Annotated in this window: 14 protein-coding genes; 7 read left to right on the top strand and 7 right to left on the bottom strand. The window is 66.9% G+C overall.

Going from position 1 to position 16,264, the window contains the following annotated elements; translation table 11 throughout:
- Nucleotides 1-76: 76 nt before the first annotated feature.
- A complete protein-coding gene (locus C8C99_RS00265; protein WP_108626983.1) occupies nucleotides 77-1,162 on the top strand; it encodes an ABC transporter substrate-binding protein in 1,086 nt (361 codons plus the stop codon).
- A gap of 81 nt (nucleotides 1,163-1,243) precedes the next feature.
- Entirely contained in the window at nucleotides 1,244-2,362 is a 1,119-nt protein-coding gene (locus tag C8C99_RS00260; protein WP_108624575.1) for an ABC transporter substrate-binding protein, read from the top strand.
- A gap of 89 nt (nucleotides 2,363-2,451) precedes the next feature.
- Here the strand turns inward: C8C99_RS00260 and C8C99_RS00255 are convergent, their stop codons facing one another.
- The 5 genes from C8C99_RS00255 to C8C99_RS00235 form a co-directional block, all read right to left on the bottom strand.
- Nucleotides 2,452-2,643 (bottom strand): hypothetical protein, encoded by a 192-nt coding sequence (locus tag C8C99_RS00255; RefSeq protein WP_108624574.1) that lies wholly within the window; start codon nucleotides 2,641-2,643, stop codon nucleotides 2,452-2,454.
- A 147-nt stretch (nucleotides 2,644-2,790) separates the two neighbouring features.
- The gene (locus C8C99_RS00250; protein WP_056638965.1) at nucleotides 2,791-4,452 is read right to left on the bottom strand and encodes an MFS transporter; all 1,662 of its coding nucleotides are present in this window, start codon (nucleotides 4,450-4,452) and stop codon (nucleotides 2,791-2,793) included.
- A 173-nt stretch (nucleotides 4,453-4,625) separates the two neighbouring features.
- Nucleotides 4,626-5,279, bottom strand: a complete 654-nt coding sequence (locus C8C99_RS00245) for a 2-hydroxychromene-2-carboxylate isomerase (RefSeq protein WP_108624573.1) — start codon at nucleotides 5,277-5,279, stop codon at nucleotides 4,626-4,628.
- Nucleotides 5,276-5,542 (bottom strand): DUF1289 domain-containing protein, encoded by a 267-nt coding sequence (locus tag C8C99_RS00240; RefSeq protein ID WP_108624572.1) that lies wholly within the window; start codon nucleotides 5,540-5,542, stop codon nucleotides 5,276-5,278. Before C8C99_RS00240 ends, C8C99_RS00245 begins: the two co-directional genes overlap by 4 nt.
- Complete coding sequence (locus tag C8C99_RS00235; protein WP_108626982.1) at nucleotides 5,539-6,072, bottom strand: YbaK/EbsC family protein; 534 nt, start codon at nucleotides 6,070-6,072, stop codon at nucleotides 5,539-5,541. The genes C8C99_RS00240 and C8C99_RS00235 overlap by 4 nt, the downstream gene beginning before the upstream one ends.
- A gap of 245 nt (nucleotides 6,073-6,317) precedes the next feature.
- On the opposite strand from C8C99_RS00235, the gene C8C99_RS00230 reads away from it, so the two are divergent.
- Genes C8C99_RS00230 through C8C99_RS00220 form a run of 3 tightly spaced genes read left to right on the top strand, consistent with a single transcriptional unit; the run spans nucleotide 6,318 to nucleotide 12,307 of the window.
- The gene (locus tag C8C99_RS00230; protein ID WP_369867741.1) at nucleotides 6,318-7,613 is read left to right on the top strand and encodes an efflux RND transporter periplasmic adaptor subunit; all 1,296 of its coding nucleotides are present in this window, start codon (nucleotides 6,318-6,320) and stop codon (nucleotides 7,611-7,613) included.
- Between the two features lie 18 nt (nucleotides 7,614-7,631).
- Nucleotides 7,632-10,820, top strand: a complete 3,189-nt coding sequence (locus C8C99_RS00225) for an efflux RND transporter permease subunit (protein WP_108624571.1) — start codon at nucleotides 7,632-7,634, stop codon at nucleotides 10,818-10,820.
- Between the two features lie 53 nt (nucleotides 10,821-10,873).
- Nucleotides 10,874-12,307: an efflux transporter outer membrane subunit gene (locus C8C99_RS00220; protein ID WP_146186040.1), complete on the top strand. Its 1,434-nt coding sequence runs from the start codon at nucleotides 10,874-10,876 to the stop codon at nucleotides 12,305-12,307.
- A gap of 48 nt (nucleotides 12,308-12,355) precedes the next feature.
- Here the strand turns inward: C8C99_RS00220 and C8C99_RS00215 are convergent, their stop codons facing one another.
- Together C8C99_RS00215 and C8C99_RS00210 are read right to left on the bottom strand one after the other, a co-directional pair.
- A complete protein-coding gene (locus C8C99_RS00215; protein WP_108624569.1) occupies nucleotides 12,356-13,264 on the bottom strand; it encodes a hydroxymethylglutaryl-CoA lyase in 909 nt (302 codons plus the stop codon).
- A 107-nt stretch (nucleotides 13,265-13,371) separates the two neighbouring features.
- Nucleotides 13,372-14,280: a LysR family transcriptional regulator gene (locus tag C8C99_RS00210; protein WP_108624568.1), complete on the bottom strand. Its 909-nt coding sequence runs from the start codon at nucleotides 14,278-14,280 to the stop codon at nucleotides 13,372-13,374.
- Between the two features lie 97 nt (nucleotides 14,281-14,377).
- Between C8C99_RS00210 and C8C99_RS00205 the strand changes: the two genes are divergently transcribed.
- Both C8C99_RS00205 and C8C99_RS00200 read left to right on the top strand, forming a co-directional pair.
- Nucleotides 14,378-15,361 (top strand): 3-hydroxyacyl-CoA dehydrogenase family protein, encoded by a 984-nt coding sequence (locus tag C8C99_RS00205; protein ID WP_108624567.1) that lies wholly within the window; start codon nucleotides 14,378-14,380, stop codon nucleotides 15,359-15,361.
- A complete protein-coding gene (locus C8C99_RS00200; RefSeq protein WP_108624566.1) occupies nucleotides 15,358-16,215 on the top strand; it encodes a 3-keto-5-aminohexanoate cleavage protein in 858 nt (285 codons plus the stop codon). The genes C8C99_RS00205 and C8C99_RS00200 overlap by 4 nt, the downstream gene beginning before the upstream one ends.
- The last annotated feature ends 49 nt before the right edge of the window (nucleotides 16,216-16,264 follow it).

Here is a 16,264-nt window from a genome sequence, read left to right as displayed (position 1 = left end):
CGGTTTAGACTGCGGCCTCCATAGACAACAAGAGGAGACCGCCATGACAAAACAATGGCAACTGCGGGCGGCGGGCATGGTCCTGGCGCTTGCGGCCAGTGCGGCCAGCCACGCACAGATTCTGGTCGGCCAGACAGCAGGATTCAGCGGCCAGGTGGCGGCCGGGGTGAAGGAGACCACCGACGGTGCGCTGCTGTACATCGACTCCATCAATGCCAAGGGCGGTGTCAATGGCCAGAAGATCGAACTGATCTCCCTGGATGACAAGTTCGACCCCAAGCTGGCGGCGGAAAACGCCCGCACGCTGATCGAAGACAAGAACGTCTCCGCACTGTTCCTCAACCGGGGCACACCCCACACCGAGGCCATCCTCCCGCTGCTGGACAAACATGGCGTGGTGCTGGTGGCGCCGTCCACCGGGGCCATGGTGCTGCACCAGCCGGTGCGCAAATACATCTTCAACGTGCGCGCCACCTACCAGCGCGAGGCGGAAAAGGCGATCACCCACCTGGCTTCGATGGGCATCAGCCGCGTGGCGCTGGTGTATGCCGACGACAGTTTTGGTGCCGACGGCATCCAGGGCGCGCAGAAGGGACTGGCGGCCGCCAAGCTGACCGCCGTGGTGTCCGAAAAGTTCGACCGCGCCAAGCCCGACTTCGCACCCATCGCCGCCAAGGTGGCCAAGGCCGACGCGCAGGCGGTGCTGATGGTGGCCTCGGGCTCCGCGGTGGTGGATGCCACTACCGCCGTGCGCACGGCGGGTTCGGCGGCGCAGATCGTGACGCTGTCCAACAACGCGTCCAGCGGCTTCATCAAGAGCCTGGGGGCCAACGCACGCGGCGTGATCGTGACCCAGGTGTTCCCCAACGAGCGGGCCGTGACCTACCCGATGGTCAAGGAAGCCCAGGAACTGGCCAAGGCCAAGGGACTGACCGAAATCAGCCCTGCCATGCTCGAGGGCTTTGCCGCCGCCAAGGTGCTGGTCGAAGGCCTCAAGCGCGCGGGCCCCAAACCCAGCCGCGACAAGATCCAGACCGCCCTGGAGAGCATCAAGAAGCTGGACCTGGGCGGGCTGGAAGTGAACTTCAGCCCCGAGGACCATACCGGGCTGGACTTTGCCGACCTGTCCATCATCGGCACGGACGGGCGCTTCCGCCGCTGAGCGACCGCCTACGCGTTTTTACAGTTGTCCCGCGCGGGAGCGTGCCTACACTCGGGCGCTCCACACGCAGGAGACAACCCCATGAAGAAAACTGGCCTGGCCGGTGCGCTCTGCGCCCTGGCTGCCGCCCTGGGCATCGGTTCCGCCCACGCACAGATCCTGATCGGCCAGACAGTGGGCATCACCGGCTCGGCCGCCGCCACGGTGGCCGAATCCATGCAGGGTGCAGCCCTTTACATCGACCACGTCAACGCCAAGGGCGGTGTGGGCGGGCAGAAGGTGGAGGTGCTGTCGCTGGACGACAAGTTCGACCCCAAGCTGACTCTGGACAACACCCGCACGCTGATCGAACAAAAGGGCGTGATCGGCCTGTTCATGACCCGGGGCACGCCCCACACGCAGGGCATCATCCCGGTGCTGGAACAGCATGGCGTGCCGCTGGTGGGCCCGTCCACCGGAGCGATTGCGCTGCACCAGCCGGTAAGCAAATACGTGTTCAACGTGCGAGCGCCCTACCAGCGCGAGGTGACCAAGGCCATCTCCCACCTGCACACGCTGGGCATCCAGCGCATTGGCGTGGTGCATGTGGACGACACCTTTGGCGCCGACGGGCTGGCGGGTGCGCAGGCCGGCTTCAAGGCCAACAACATCGAGGCGCTGTTCGTCGAGAAGTTTGACCGCGCCAAGCCCGACTACAGCGCCATCGCGCCGCGCGTGGCCGGCAAGCAACCTCAGGCCGTGATTTTCATCGGCACGGGCGCAGCGGTGGTGGATGGCATCAAGGCCCTGCGCGCTGCGGGCGTTGCCGGCCAGATCGTCACGCTGTCCAACAACGCGTCGGGCGGGTTTGTGAAGGCCCTGGGCGACCAGGCCCGGGGCGTGGTGGTGACGCAGGTGTTCCCGTCGGAGCGCTCGCTCAACTACCCCGTGGTCAAGGAGGCCATGGACCTGGCCAAGGCCAAGAACATCGGCGACCTGACGCCCGCCATGCTGGAGGGTTTTGTGAGCGCCAAGGTACTCGTGGAAGGCCTTAAACGTGCAGGCGCCAAGCCCGACAGCGCCAAACTCCTCACGGGGTTGGAAAGTATCAGGAAGTGGGATCTGGGCGGCATGGAGCTGAGCTACAGCCCTACCGACCACAGCGGGCTGGACTTCTCGGACCTGTCCATCATCGGCACCGACGGTCGCTTCAAGCGCTGACCCGGCACAGGCCAACACCCCCCGGACACCATAAAAAAAGGCCCTGCCAGCGATTGCTGGCAGGGCCTTTGTCATGCCGGGCAACGTGCTTATTGCGCGCTGGCAGGCGATGCAGGAGCCGCAGCAGGTGCAGGTGCGGCCGCGCTCGCAGGGGCCTCGGGGGCGTGCACGGAATCGGCCCCGTGCTTTTCACCGCCCATGTCGGCCTTGTCGCCGGCCGTGATGATCACGTACATCGACAAGGCGGCAAACAAGACGAAGCCAACAACAATCTTCCACATATCAATTTCTCCTGGGATGGGGTTGTTCAATCAAGGGGCCTGGCTGACGCGCAGGTTGTGGGTTGTACTGGTGCGCGGCACAAGCCCCTTGATGGAACACAGGGCCCGACCCTTGCGGGGCGGGCCCTGTACACCGGTCAGTAACGATCAGTCGTTGGCGTAGATGTCAACGTCCTTGGTTTCCTTGATGAACAGGCCACCGATCACCACCGTGGCACCGGCGATGATGATGGGGTACCACAGGCCGTTGTACATGTTGCCGGTCTGGGCCACGATGGCAAACGCCGTGGTGGGCAGCAGGCCGCCGAACCAGCCGTTACCGATGTGGTACGGCAGGGACATGGACGTGTAGCGGATGCGGGTGGGGAACATCTCGACCAGCATGGCGGCGATGGGGCCGTACACCATGGTCACCAGCAGCACCAGGTAGGTCAGGATGATGGTGACCATCACCTTGTCGATGCGGGCAGGGTCTGCCTTGGTGGGGTAGCCAGCGGCCTTCAGGTCGTCGGCCACGAGCTTCTTGAACTCGGCATCCTTCTTCTTGGCTTCGTCAGCGCTCAAGCCCTTGCTGGTATACGAGGGGATCGCGGTTTCGCCAATCTTGATGGTTGCCACCGTACCGGCGGGAGCCACAGCGTTTTCATAGCTCACCGAAGCGCCAGCCAGCACCTGCTTGGCGATGTCGCACGAGCTGGTGAACTTGGTGGTGCCCGTGGGGTTGAACTGGAACGAGCATTCGGCAGGGTCGGCGGTGATCACCACCTTGTTCTTGGCCTGGGCTTCAGCCAGAGCGGGGTTGGCCGCCTTGGTGAGGGCACCGAACACGGGGAAGTACGTCAGTGCGGCCAGCAGGCAGCCCGCCAGGATGATGGGCTTGCGGCCGATCTTGTCCGACAGCGAACCGAACACGATGAAGAACGGCGTACCAATCAGCAGCGATACGGCCACAAAGATGTTGGCGGTGGCGCCATCGACCTTCAGTGCCTGCGTCAGGAAGAACAGCGCATAGAACTGGCCCGAGTACCACACCACAGCCTGGCCGGCAGTGAGGCCCACCAGCGCCAGGATCACGATCTTGAGGTTCTTCCACTGGCCGAAAGATTCGGTCAGCGGTGCCTTGGAGGTCTTGCCCTCGGCCTTCATCTTCTGGAAGGCAGGCGATTCGTTCATCGACAGGCGGATCCAGACCGAGATGGCCAGCAACAGGATCGACACGATGAACGGAACACGCCAGCCCCAGTCGGCAAAGGCTTCTTCGCCCAGGATGGTACGGGTGCCCAGAATCACCATCAGCGACAGGAACAGACCCAGCGTGGCCGTGGTCTGGATCCAGGCCGTGTAGGCGCCGCGCTTGCCGTGCGGAGCGTGCTCGGCCACGTAGGTGGCCGCGCCGCCGTACTCACCGCCCAGTGCCAGGCCTTGCAGCAGGCGCAGCGCAATCAGGATGACGGGAGCGGCCACACCGATGGATGCGTACGTCGGCAAGATACCCACGATGAACGTGGACAGGCCCATGATCAGGATGGTGACCAGGAACGTGTACTTGCGACCGATCATGTCGCCCAGGCGGCCGAAGAAGATGGCGCCGAAGGGACGAACAATGAAGCCCGCCGCAAACGCCAGCAGCGCGAAGATGAACGCCGAGCCGGCATCCAGACCGCTGAAGAACTGCTTGGCGATGATGGCTGCGAGCGAGCCGTACAGGTAAAAGTCGTACCACTCGAAAACGGTGCCGAGCGACGAGGCGAAGATGACCTTCCTCTCTTCGGGCGACATCGGCCGCGGTGCGGGATGAACAGTTGCCATGGTGTGTGTCTCCTATTGGTGTTACAGACCGCACTGCGGCGGGCTGAGGCCATTGTTTTGGATGGCACTGACCACCCTCTGACACGAAACCAACAAGAGCTTTCATCAAACTGACCGCTCTCTGACAACTTAGGGTGAAACCCGCAGCACCCCTTTCAGCATCCGGAAATTGCTCAAGGCTTGCCGGGTAAACCCGATGGGAGCTGGCTGACAGCATCCCAGGCCGGGCCGTCGAACCAGGCATCGCCATCGAGGTAGGCGCGCAGCATGGGCAGGCCGTCGAGCCCCCAGAAGAGCTTGCCGTCCATCCCGAACGCGGGCACGCCGAACACGCCGGCTGCCTGCGCGGCTTCGGTGTTGGCGCGCAGCAGGGCCTTGGGGCCGTCGCTGTTCACGTCCTGCCCGGGGCGCAACTGTTCCGCCAACGCCTCGGCCAGCGCGGCCAGACGCGCCGGGTCCAGCGCGTCACCACCGCCCTGCCACACATGGCGCAGCACCGTACCCGCCACGTAGCGGTTGATGCTGCCGTCGTCGCTGCAGGCCAGGGCCTGGCGCAGCAGGGGCAGCGGGTTGAACGGGTGGCGCGCAGGCATCTGCAGCGGCGTGCCCTGCGCATGGCCCAGCCACGTCACGTGGCGGTAGGTCCAGTCGCGCTTGGGGGCAATGCCCGCGGGGCCGGGGTTGCCGTGCTGCTGCAACAGGGCGCCCAGCAGCACGGGCTGGTAGGTCACGCTGTAGGTCAGCCCTTCGAGCACCTCGGGCAAGCGCTCGAACGCCAGCCAGGCATAGGGCGAAATGAAGTCCAGGTAGAACGTGATGCGCTTCATGCTTCGGTCTCCGGCACGGGCCAGGCAATGCCCGCGCGTTGCAGCAGCTGTGCCCAGATGGCGCGACGCTGCGGGGCGTCGGCGCGCGACCAAGCGCGGATTTCATCCAGCGTGCGAAAGCAGCCTTCACAGTGGCTGCGGTCGGGCGTCATGCGGCACACCGAAATGCAGGGCGAGGGCACCGGCTCCGTGCTTTTGGGATCAAATTGGCCGGTAGTGCTAGTGTCTCTTGCCTTAGCAGCTAGCAAATCAATAGCATTCATGCGACCGCCTGAGGCACTGAGGCATCCGCCACAGGCGCTTGCACCACGTCCACCACGGGCGCGCCCGTCAGGCGCTGCAGGTCGGTGGGGTGCAGGGGGAACACGCCATGCGGGTGGCCTGCTGCGGCCCACACCACGTCAAAGCGGAGCAGGTCCTGGTCGATGAGCGTGACGGGCGGCGTGGCATGCGCCACGGGCGAGACGCCGCCAATCGAGAACCCAGTGCGCGATTTCACAAACTCGGCATCGGCCCGGCCGATCTTGCCGCCCACATGGGCTTCCACCTTCTTTTCGTCCACGCGGCGGTCGCCCGAGGTGACCACCAGCACCGCTGCATCGTCGCTCTTGCGCCGAAAGATGATGCTCTTGGCCACCTGCCCCACCAGAATGCCCAGCGCGTCGGCGGCCTGCTGCGCGGTGCGTGCGGCGTCGTCCAGCATCTGCGGCGTGTGCGGGTGCCCGCGCCGCAGCAGCTCGGCTGCCACACGCTGTACGCCCTCGGGCAGGTTCTTCAGTTCGGCTCCACACATGCGCATTGGTCTCCAGCGGGTCCACAAGGGGACGTGATTCGGTCGGGTCTCCCTCCATTTTGCCGCGCGTTGGGGCACCCGCCGTGCCGGGGTCGGCATGTCCCTGCGCTACGCTCCGGCACACGGGCCAAAACAAGCCACTTTACAAACAGGAAATGTGCGGCCCCCACAATGCTCCAAACATCCCCAACCCCACGCCCCTCACGCCCATGAACGATGCCGCGTTGCCCCCGCTGTGCCCGAGCCTGCCTGCACCCTCCCCTGCCGATACGGTTCCAGGCCGCGCCGCCCACCCCACCCTCGGGGCTCTGCGGCACCGGGGCGCATTGTTGGGACTGCTGCTGATTGCAGGCACCCTGGCGGGCTGCAGCAAACCGAGCGAAGCGCCCGCGCCGGCCAAGGCCGCTCCCGAAGTGGGCGTGGTCACGCTCCAGCAGCAAAGCCAGCAACTTGAAGCCACCCTGCCAGGCCGCACCCGCGCGTCGCTCACGGCCGAGGTGAGGCCCCAGGTGTCGGGCATCCTGCAAAAGCGCCTGTTCACCGAAGGGGCGCTGGTGCGCCAGGGCCAGCCGCTGTACCAGATCGACGACGCCTCGCTGCGGGCCACAGAGGCCAGCACCCAGGCTGCCCTCGCCAAGGCCGAGGCCACCGCGCGCACCCAGGAGGCCACGGCCCGGCGCAACGCCGAGCTGGTGAAGATCGACGCCATCAGCCAGCAGGCTTTTGAAGAAAGCCAGGCCGCCGCCGCCCAGTCGCGCTCCGACGTGGCCGTGGCCCAGGCCAACCTGGCCACGGCGCGCATCAACCTCAAGTACAGCCGCATCGAGGCCCCGATCAGCGGGCGCATCAGCCTGTCCACCGTCACGCCCGGGGCGCTGGTCACGGCCAACCAGGCCGACGCGCTGACCTCCATCGTCCAGCTCGACCCGATGTATGTGGACTTCACCCAGTCCACGACCGAGCTGATGCAATTGCAGCGCGACTGGGACGCAGGACGCTTCCAGAAGGTCGGCGGCGACAAGATCCCGGTGCGCATCCGCCTGGATGACGGCACCGAATACCCACAGCGCGGCCAGCTGCAATTTGCGGGCGTGATCGTCAACGCCACCACCGGCACCGTCACGCTGCGGGCCGTCGTACCCAACCCCAAGGGCACGCTGATGCCCGGCATGTACGTGCAGGCGCTGCTGCCCACAGGGCTGGCGCCCGAAGCCCTGCTGGTGCCCCAGCAGGCCGTGACCCGCGACCTCACCGGCAAGCCCAGCGTGCTGGTGGTCAAAGAGGGCGATGTGGTGGAAAAGCGTCCCGTGAGCATCGACCGTGCCGTGGGCAACCAATGGCTGCTGCAGGGCGGACTGGCTGCAGGAGAACGCGTGGTGGTCGAGGGCTTCCAGCGGGTCAAGCCCGGCGACAAGGTACGACCGTCGGAAGTGGACCTCAAAGCCCCAGCCAAGGGCCGCAAGGCCCCGCAGGATGCTGACGCACCGCCCGCCGCAGCGGCCTCACCCGCCCCGGCCCCCGCCCCAGCGGCCTCCCGCTGAGCACGAAGGACGCAGCACATGGCCCAGTTCTTCATCAACCGGCCCATCTTCGCGTGGGTCATCGCCATCATCATCATGCTGGGCGGCGCACTGTCCATCGTCACGCTGCCGCTGGAGCAGTACCCGGACATCGCTCCGCCGCGCGTGACCATCGGCTCGCAATACACCGGCGCCTCGGCCGAGACGGTTGAAAACTCGGTCACGCAGATCATCGAGCAGCAGCTCAAGGGCATCGACAACATGCTCTACATGAGCTCGACCTCGGACGCCTCGGGCCGCTCGCGCACCACGCTCACCTTCGCACCCGGCACCAACATCGACGTGGCGCAGGTGCAGGTGCAGAACAAGCTGCAGGCCGCCACCAACCGCCTGCCCGATGCCGTCAAGAGCCGGGGCGTGTTCGTGAACAAGGGCGGGCAGGATTTTCTGGTCACTTACAGCTTCTTCTCCAAAGACCCCTCGATGAGCGCCGTGGACATCGGCGACTTTTTGACCAGCAGCCTGGTGGACGTGATCGGCCGCATCGATGGCGTGGGTGACGTGACGGTGTTCGGCACCAACTACGCCATGCGCATCTGGATGGACCCGGCCAAGATGGAGAAGTACGCGCTGATGCCGTCGGACCTGGTCAACGCGCTCAACGCCCAGAACGCCCAGGTGTCTGCCGGCCAGCTGGGCGCCCTGCCTGCGGTGTCCGACCAGCAGCTCAACGCTACCATCACCGCCCGCACCAAGCTCAAGACCGTGGAGCAGTTCGAGCGCATCGTGCTCAAGTCGGCGCTCGACGGGTCAGTGGTCACCATCAAGGACGTGGCCCGCGTGGAGCTGGGCGCCGAGAACCTGACCGTGAAGGCCAAGCTCAATGGCATGCCCGGCGCGGGCATGGGCATCGTGCTGGCCGACGGCGCCAACGCCATGCAGGTGGCCGACGCCATTGCCGCCAAGCTGGCCGAGCTCAAGCCCTACTTCCCCAACCAGATCGACTACTTCGTGAGCTCGGACTCCACGCCCTTTGTGCGCGCCTCCATCAAGGAAGTGGTCAGCGCGCTGGGCGAGGCCATGATCCTGGTGGTGATCGTGATGTTCGTGTTTTTGCAGAACTTCCGCGCCACGCTGATCCCCGCCATTGCCGTGCCGGTCGTGCTGCTGGGCACCTTTGGCGTGCTGTCACTGGCAGGGTATTCGATCAACACGCTGACCATGTTTGCCATGGTGCTGGCCATCGGCCTGCTGGTGGACGATGCGATTGTGGTGGTCGAGAACGTCGAGCGGGTGATGCACGAGACCGGCCAGTCGGCCAAGGAGGCCACCCGCCAGTCCATGCGCGAAATCACGCCCGCCCTGGTGGGCATCGGGGTCACGCTGTCTGCGGTGTTTGTGCCCATGGCGTTCTTTGGCGGCTCGACCGGCGTGATTTACCGGCAGTTTTCCATCACCATCGTGGCAGCCATGGCGCTGTCGGTGTTCGTGGCGCTCACACTGACGCCGGCGCTGTGCGCCACGCTGCTCAAGCCTGCAGCCGCATCTGCCGGGCATGACCGGCCCATCCGGCCCGGCCTGCTGGGCCTGAACGACCGGTTCTTCCGCTGGTTCAACCACCATTTCGACGCCACGGCCTCGCGCTACCAGGGTACGGTGGCCTACACCCTGCGCCGCACCAAGCGCATGGTGCTGATCTTCCTGGCGGTGTGTGGCGTGGTGTGGCTGCTCATGGCGCGCCTGCCCACCTCCTTCCTGCCCGACGAAGACCAGGGCTTTCTGTACGTGAACGTGAACCTGCCCTCGGGCGCCGCCGACGCGCGGCTGCAGAGCGTGCTGGACCAGGTGCGCGACTACTTTGCGCAGCAGCCCGATGTGCTGAGCTTCTACCAGGTCTCGGGCATCAACGGCGACCAGGCCTCGGCCCGCGGCTTTGTGCGCCTCAAGCCCTGGGAAGACCGCCCCCTGCCCCACCAGGCCGCCGCGCAGATTGCCCACAAGGCCACGCGCGACCTGGCCTCCATCCGCGATGCGCGGGTGCTGGTCGTCATGCCCCCGGCCGTGCGGGGCCTGGGCTCCAGCTCGGGATTCAACTTCGTGATCAAGGACATGAACGGCCTGGGCCACCAGGCGCTGCTGGCCGCCACCAACACTTTCCTGACCGAAGCGCGCAAGCGGCCCGAGCTGACCAACCTGCGCATGACCAACCTGGAGGACGCCAGCGAGCTGCGCCTGGAGATCGACGACCGCAAGGCCGCTGCACTGGGGCTTTCGTACAACGACATCAACAGCGTGCTCTCCAGCGCCATGGGCGGCACCTACGTGAACGACTTTTTGAACAACGAGCGGGTCAAGCGCGTGTACATCCAGGGCGACGCCCCCGCGCGCATGCTGCCGCAGGACGTGGCCCGCTGGAGCGTGCGCAACAGCAAGGGCGAGATGGTGCCGTTCGGCGCGTTCTCGACCAGCTACTGGGCCTACGGCTCGCCGCAGCTGATGCGCTACAACGGCAACCCGGCGTACGAGCTGGAAGGCCGCGCGGCACCGGGCGTCAGCTCGGGCGCCGCGATGAAGATCGTGGAAGACATCCTGCGCACGCTGCCCCCCGGCATCGGCTACGAGTGGACGGGCGCCTCGCTGCAAGAGCGCCAGTCGGGCGCCCAGGCCCCCATGCTGTACGCGATCTCGATCCTGTTCGTGTTCCTGTGCCTGGCCGCCCTGTATGAGAGCTGGACGGTACCCCTGTCGGTGATCCTCGCCGTGCCGTTGGGCGTGGTGGGGGCCCTGGCAGCCACCTACACCCGGGGCCTGACCAACGACGTGTACTTTCAGGTGGGGCTGCTGACCACCGTGGGGCTGGCGTCCAAAAACGCGATCCTGATCGTCGAGTTTGCTGTGCAGCTGCAGGAGCAGGGCAAGAACCTGGTCGACGCCATCGTGGCCGCCGTGCGCCTGCGCCTGCGCCCCATCCTGATGACCTCGCTGGCCTTTGGTTTCGGGGTGATCCCGCTGGCCATCGGGACCGGCGCGGGTGCCGGCGGGCGGGTGGCCATCGGCACCGCCGTGCTGGGCGGCATGCTGGCGTCCACCGTACTGGGCATCTTCCTGGTGCCGGTGTTCTTCCTGCTGATTCGCCGCTGGTTCAAGAGCCGCTCGCGCAGCGGGGACGACGCACCGCCAGCCCCAGCCACCACCCCACCGCACCCCACACAGGAGAGCGCAGCATGACGCGCCCACCCTTGTCGCCAGGCCACCAGCGCCGGCCTGCCGCCCTTGCCGCCATGACCACCGCCCTGGCCGCTGCCGCACTGCTCGCGGGCTGCAACCTGGCCCCCACCCACCAGAACCCTGCCCTGCCGGTGCCTGACACCGTGGGCGCCACCAGCGGGCAGCCCGCCGTGGCCAGCGACGCCAGCGACGCCAGCGACGCCAGCGTGCAAGCGGCGGCTGCGCTGGGCTGGGTCCAGGCCCAGCCGCTGCGCGATGTCATCGCCCTGGCGCTGTCGAACAACCGCGACCTGCGCGTGGCCGTCGAAGCCATCGAGCGGGCCCGCGCCCAGTACGGCATCACCCGTGCCGACCTGCTGCCCAGCGTCACCGCGCAGGCGCAGGCCAGCCGCGCACGCACCGCCGCCGGCATGAGCAGCGCCACCGCGCCTTCGCAGTTGTCCACGCAGTACACCGCACAACTGGGGTTTGCCAGCTACGAAATCGACTTCTGGGGCCGCGTGCGCAACCTCAACGAGGCGGCGCTGCAGCAGTTTCTGCAGAGCCAGCAGAACCAGCGCAACATTCAGACGGGCCTAATCGCGGATGTGGCCAACGCCTGGCTCACGCTGGCCGCCGATGAGGCCCGGCTGCAATTGGCGCGCGACACCCTGGCCAGCCGAGAAAAAGCCTATGCGCTGACCCAACGCATCCATGCCATCGGCTCAACATCGGGCCTGGTGCTGGCCCAGGCGCAGACCACGGTGGACTCGGCGCGGGGCGACGTGGCGACCTACCTGGCGCAGGTGGAGCGCGACCGCAACGCCCTGCAATTGCTGGTGGGAGGCCCGGTGCCCGCCGCCCTCTGGCCCACTGCCAGCACGCTGCGCGCAGAGGCGCAGGCCCCGGCGGCCTTGCAGCCCGTGCCCGTGCCGCTGGCCTCCAGCGTGCTGCTCGCCCGCCCCGATGTGCAGGCCGCCGAAAACGCCCTGCGCGCCACCGAGGCGAACATCGGCGCAGCACGGGCGGCCCTGTTCCCCACCATCAGCCTCACGGCCAACCTGGGCACCGGCAGCCGCGAGCTGGACGGTTTGTTTGGCGCAGGCAGCGGCACCTGGAGCTTTGTGCCTCTGGTCAGACTGCCGATCTTCGACGCAGGCCGCAATCGGGCCAATGTGCAGGTGGCCGAGGCCAACCAGCGCATCGCGGTGGCCCAGTACGAAAAGGCCGTGCAGACCGCGTTCCGCGAGACCGCCGATGTGCTGGCTGACCGCGCGCAATGGGACGAGCGCATCGCCGCGCAGACGCGGCTGGTGGCCTCCACCCAGAAAGCGTTCGACCTGTCGGAGGCGCGTTTCAAGGCCGGGGTGGACAACTACCTCACGGTGCTGGATGCACAGCGCAGCCTGTATGCGGCGCAGCAGACCCTGATCGGCCTGCGCCAGGCCGAGCAGGTCAACCGCGTGACGCTCTGGAAGGTGCTGGGCGGCACCCCGGACGCCGGTTGACGGCGGCCGGGTGGAGCTAGGGCCTGCTAACGGGCCCTAGATCAACGGTCAGCCCGCGCGCTTGGTCAACAAGGCATTGGCCGCACGCGAGTTGGGCTTGCGGTCCAGAAAACCACTGATGTAGGCCCCTGCATCGATGAGCAGGTCCAGGTCGATGCCGGTCTCGATGCCCATGCCCTGCAGCATGTACACCACGTCCTCGGTGGCCACATTGCCCGTAGCGCCCTTGGCATAGGGGCAGCCGCCCAGCCCAGCCACGGATGACTGGAAGTTCCACACGCCCAGCTCCAGCGCGGCCAGCGTGTTCGACAGCGCCTGGCCGTAGGTGTCGTGGAAGTGGCCGGAGACTTCGTCGATGCCAAAGTGCTGCAACGTGGCCTCCAGCGCCTTCTGCACTTTGCGCGGCGTGCCCACGCCAATGGTGTCGGCCACATCCACGCGCTGCACGCCAATGCCCTTGAGCAGGCCCGCCAGGTACGCCACGCGTTCGGGGGCGATATCGCCTTCGTACGGGCAGCCCACGGTGCAGCTCATGGCGCCGCGCACGCGGATGCCCGCGGCCAATGCTGCCTCTACCACGGGAGCAAAGCGCTCGATGCTCTCGGCAATGCTGCAGTTGATGTTGCGCTGGCTGAAGGCCTCGCTGGCCGATCCGAAGACAACGATTTCATCGGGTTTGTCCAGCACGGCGGACTCAAAGCCCTTGAGGTTGGGCGTGAGCACCGAATACGCCACACCGCTATGGCGCGTGATGCCGCTCATCACCTCGTGGTTGTCGGCCATCTGCGGCACCCATTTGGGGCTGACATAGCTGGTGACTTCGATCTCTTGCAGGCCCGCTTGCTGGAGGCGGTGTACCAGCTCGATCTTGACGGCTGCGGGCACCGGGGTCTTTTCGTTCTGCAGGCCGTCGCGGGGACCAACGTCGATGAGGCGGACGCGGGAGGGAATGCTCATGGGGCTACCAAGGGTGAATCAAGGAATTCCGCCATTGTCTCGCTACCGCCTCCACTCGGCGACCTCATATCGTGCCAGACCATTCGCCGGACGCGCCATCAGCCGCTCTACGTCTCGGCGTTTTCCACCTCTTGCCGCAGCAGGGCCACCATGGCCTGCGCCGCCAGTGACAACGGCCGCCCGCGCAGCGTGATCAGCCCGATGGGCCGGTGCAGCACGGGCGCCTTGAGCGCGCGCGTCACCACCTCGGGCCGGCGCACCACCTGGGCGGCCAGCTCGGGCAGCGCGCTCACCCCCAGCCCCGCCGCCACCATGGCCGCAATGGTGGCCAGGTGCTCCACCTCGTAGCGGGGTTCAAAGCGGATGCGGTGCGTCAGCAAAGCCTCTTGCGCGTACTGCCGCACGCTGGTGCCTGCGGGCATGGAGATGTGGGGCAACTCGGCCACATCGGCCCAGGCAACGGCGCCCCGCCCACGGGCCAGCGGGTGCGTGCGCGGCATCAGCAGCACAAACCGGTCGGACACCAGCGGGGTGTAGTCCAGGTCCGCATAGGCGGGGTTGGCGGCGGTGAGGGCAAAGTCCACACGCCCGGCGCGCACCATGTCAAACGCAGGGCCCGCCAGGCTGTCGATCAGCTCCATCTGCACGCCCGGGTGCTGCGCGGCAAACCGGGCAAAGGCCCGTGGCACCGCCCCGGCGGCCAGCGACGGCAGCGCCGCCAGCGCCACGCGGCCCACCTGCAGCTGCGCCACCTCCTGCACGCGGCGCACGGTTTCATCCATCTGGTGGCGCAGAAAGCGCGCCTGCTCGGCAAACACCTCGCCCGCCAGCGTGAGCTGCACGGTGCGCGTGGTGCGCTCGAACAGGCGCACGTCCAGCATCTCCTCCAGCCGCGCCACCGTGCCGGACACCGCCGACTGCGACAGGTGCATCTGCAAAGCCGTGCGCCGAAAGCTCAGCGTCTCGGCCAGCGACAGGAACACATCCACCTCGCGGGCGGACCAATTGATCTTCATAGCCGATCAGTCTATCGAAAAAGACGTCTGGACCGCGCAATTCAGGATACCTAGACTGCATTGCACGTCAGCACGACAAGCAAAAACTGGAGACAAGATGGAAACAAGTTCGCCTCGCAACGCCCGCACCGTGGTGGTGGGCGGAGGCACCATGGGGGCCGATGTGGCCGTGGTCCTGGCGCGTGGGGGCGCCCACGTGACGGTGGTAGACCCGCACACCGAGCGCCGCAACCGGCTCCTGCCCCACATCGCCCAGGAACTGGCCACCGCAGGCCAGGCCGCCCACGCAGGCCCGGTGCGGGTGTGTGCATCGCTGCAAGAAGTGGACTGGACCGGCGTGGTGCTGGTGGTCGAATGCATCACCGAGCAACTGCCCGCCAAACAGCAACTGTTTGCCGAGCTGGAAGCCATCGCGCCCGCCAACGCGGTGCTGGCCAGCAACAGCTCGGGCTTTCCCATCAGCGCCATTGCCCAGGGGCTGGCCACGGCGCAGCGCATGCTGGGGCTGCACTTTTTCATGCCCGCCCACTTGGTGCCGCTGGTGGAGGTGGTGCTGGGCGAGCGCAGCAAGCCGGCCCTGGGCACCTGGCTGCACGCCTTCATGCGCGGCTGCGGCAGCGTGCCGGTGCTGGTCAAAAAAGACAAGCCGGGCTTTCTGGCCAACCGCATGCAGCATGCGCTGTCGCGCGAGGCGTTTGCCCTCATCGACGAAGGCATTGCCTCGCCGGAGGACGTGGACGCCGCCGTGCGCTTTGGCTTTGGGTTCCGCTTTCTGGCGGCGGGGCCGGTGCTGCAGCGTGACCATGCGGGCATTGAGGTGCACACCGCCGCTGCCGCCACCATGTACCCCACGCTGTCCAACACCGATGCACCCGCCCAGGCGCTGCGCGACAAGGTGGCCCAGGGCCAGCTGGGCATGAAAACGGGCAAGGGATTTTTCGACTGGCCCGAAGACCGCAAGCAGGCCGAGCGCGGGCGCTATGACACGCTGCTGCGCCAGGGCTTGGCGCTGTTGGCCAGCGAGCTGCCCAGCATCGAGCCCCCTGCCGACGCTGCCCCCGATATCGGAGATCGTTCATGACCCCATCGCCCGCATCACCCGCTATGGCCAGCCAGTGGGCCGACCCGCTCATCGTGACCGTGGCCCCCAACGGCGCCTACAAACAGCCCGCCGACCACCCCGCCGTGCCCATCACCCCCGCCACGCTGGCGACCGCGGCCAAGGCCTGCCTGGATGCGGGCGCGGCCATGCTGCACATGCACATCCGCGACGCACAAGGCCGCCACAGCCTGGATGTGGAGGGCTACCGCGAGGCCCAGCGCGTGGTGCGCCAGGCCGTGGGTGATGCCATGGTCATCCAGATCACCAGCGAAGCCGCAGGCGTGTACAAGGCCCCGGCGCAGATCGCCATGGTCGAAGCGCTGCAGCCCGAGGCCGTGTCCATCGGCCTGCGCGAGGTGGACAAACCCGAGGTCGGCGAAGCCGGGCTGCAGCGCTTCTTCACCGGCCTGGCCCAGCGGCGCACCATGGTGCAGGTCATCCTGTACGACGTGGCCGACCTGCGGCGCTGGCAGGCCTTGCGCGCCAGTGGCGTGGTACCGGATGCACCGTGGTTCCTGCTGTTTGTGCTGGGCCGCTACAGCGCGGGCCAGACCTCCAGCCCGCGCGACCTGCTGCCGTTTCTGAACGCCCATGAGGGGAACGAGCCCTGGGCGGTGTGCGCCTTTGGGGCCACCGAGAACGCCTGCGTAGCAGCCGCCGCAGTGTTTGGCGGCCACGCCCGTGTGGGGTTTGAAAACAATCTGCTGTGCAAGGACGGCAGCATTGCGCCCGACAACGCCGCACTGGTGCGCCAGGCGATAGAAGCGGCTCAGGCACTGGGCCGCCCGCTGGCCTCCGCAGCCGACATTCGGCAGCGCTTTGGCGCGCCCTGAGAGCCCCTTTCACTTAATCCATTGACATCAACCCGCAGCAGACGGGCTT

Source organism: Acidovorax sp. 107, from assembly GCF_003058055.1.
GTDB lineage: Bacteria > Pseudomonadota > Gammaproteobacteria > Burkholderiales > Burkholderiaceae_C > Acidovorax.
This window is presented reverse-complemented; position numbering and strand designations above follow the sequence as displayed.

Excerpts from the sequence above, each read along its gene's own strand:
- C8C99_RS00265 (WP_108626983.1), top strand. The coding sequence starts at position 77 with ATGGTCCTGGCGCTTGCGGCCAGTGCGGCCAGCCACGCACAGATTCTG.
- C8C99_RS00260 (WP_108624575.1), top strand. The coding sequence starts at position 1,244 with ATGAAGAAAACTGGCCTGGCCGGTGCGCTCTGCGCCCTGGCTGCCGCC.
- C8C99_RS00255 (WP_108624574.1), bottom strand. The coding sequence starts at position 2,643 with ATGTGGAAGATTGTTGTTGGCTTCGTCTTGTTTGCCGCCTTGTCGATG.
- C8C99_RS00250 (WP_056638965.1), bottom strand. The coding sequence starts at position 4,452 with ATGGCAACTGTTCATCCCGCACCGCGGCCGATGTCGCCCGAAGAGAGG.
- C8C99_RS00245 (WP_108624573.1), bottom strand. The coding sequence starts at position 5,279 with ATGAAGCGCATCACGTTCTACCTGGACTTCATTTCGCCCTATGCCTGG.
- C8C99_RS00240 (WP_108624572.1), bottom strand. The coding sequence starts at position 5,542 with ATGAATGCTATTGATTTGCTAGCTGCTAAGGCAAGAGACACTAGCACT.
- C8C99_RS00235 (WP_108626982.1), bottom strand. The coding sequence starts at position 6,072 with ATGTGTGGAGCCGAACTGAAGAACCTGCCCGAGGGCGTACAGCGTGTG.
- C8C99_RS00225 (WP_108624571.1), top strand. The coding sequence starts at position 7,632 with ATGGCCCAGTTCTTCATCAACCGGCCCATCTTCGCGTGGGTCATCGCC.
- C8C99_RS00220 (WP_146186040.1), top strand. The coding sequence starts at position 10,874 with ATGACCACCGCCCTGGCCGCTGCCGCACTGCTCGCGGGCTGCAACCTG.
- C8C99_RS00215 (WP_108624569.1), bottom strand. The coding sequence starts at position 13,264 with ATGAGCATTCCCTCCCGCGTCCGCCTCATCGACGTTGGTCCCCGCGAC.
- C8C99_RS00210 (WP_108624568.1), bottom strand. The coding sequence starts at position 14,280 with ATGAAGATCAATTGGTCCGCCCGCGAGGTGGATGTGTTCCTGTCGCTG.
- C8C99_RS00205 (WP_108624567.1), top strand. The coding sequence starts at position 14,378 with ATGGAAACAAGTTCGCCTCGCAACGCCCGCACCGTGGTGGTGGGCGGA.
- C8C99_RS00200 (WP_108624566.1), top strand. The coding sequence starts at position 15,358 with ATGACCCCATCGCCCGCATCACCCGCTATGGCCAGCCAGTGGGCCGAC.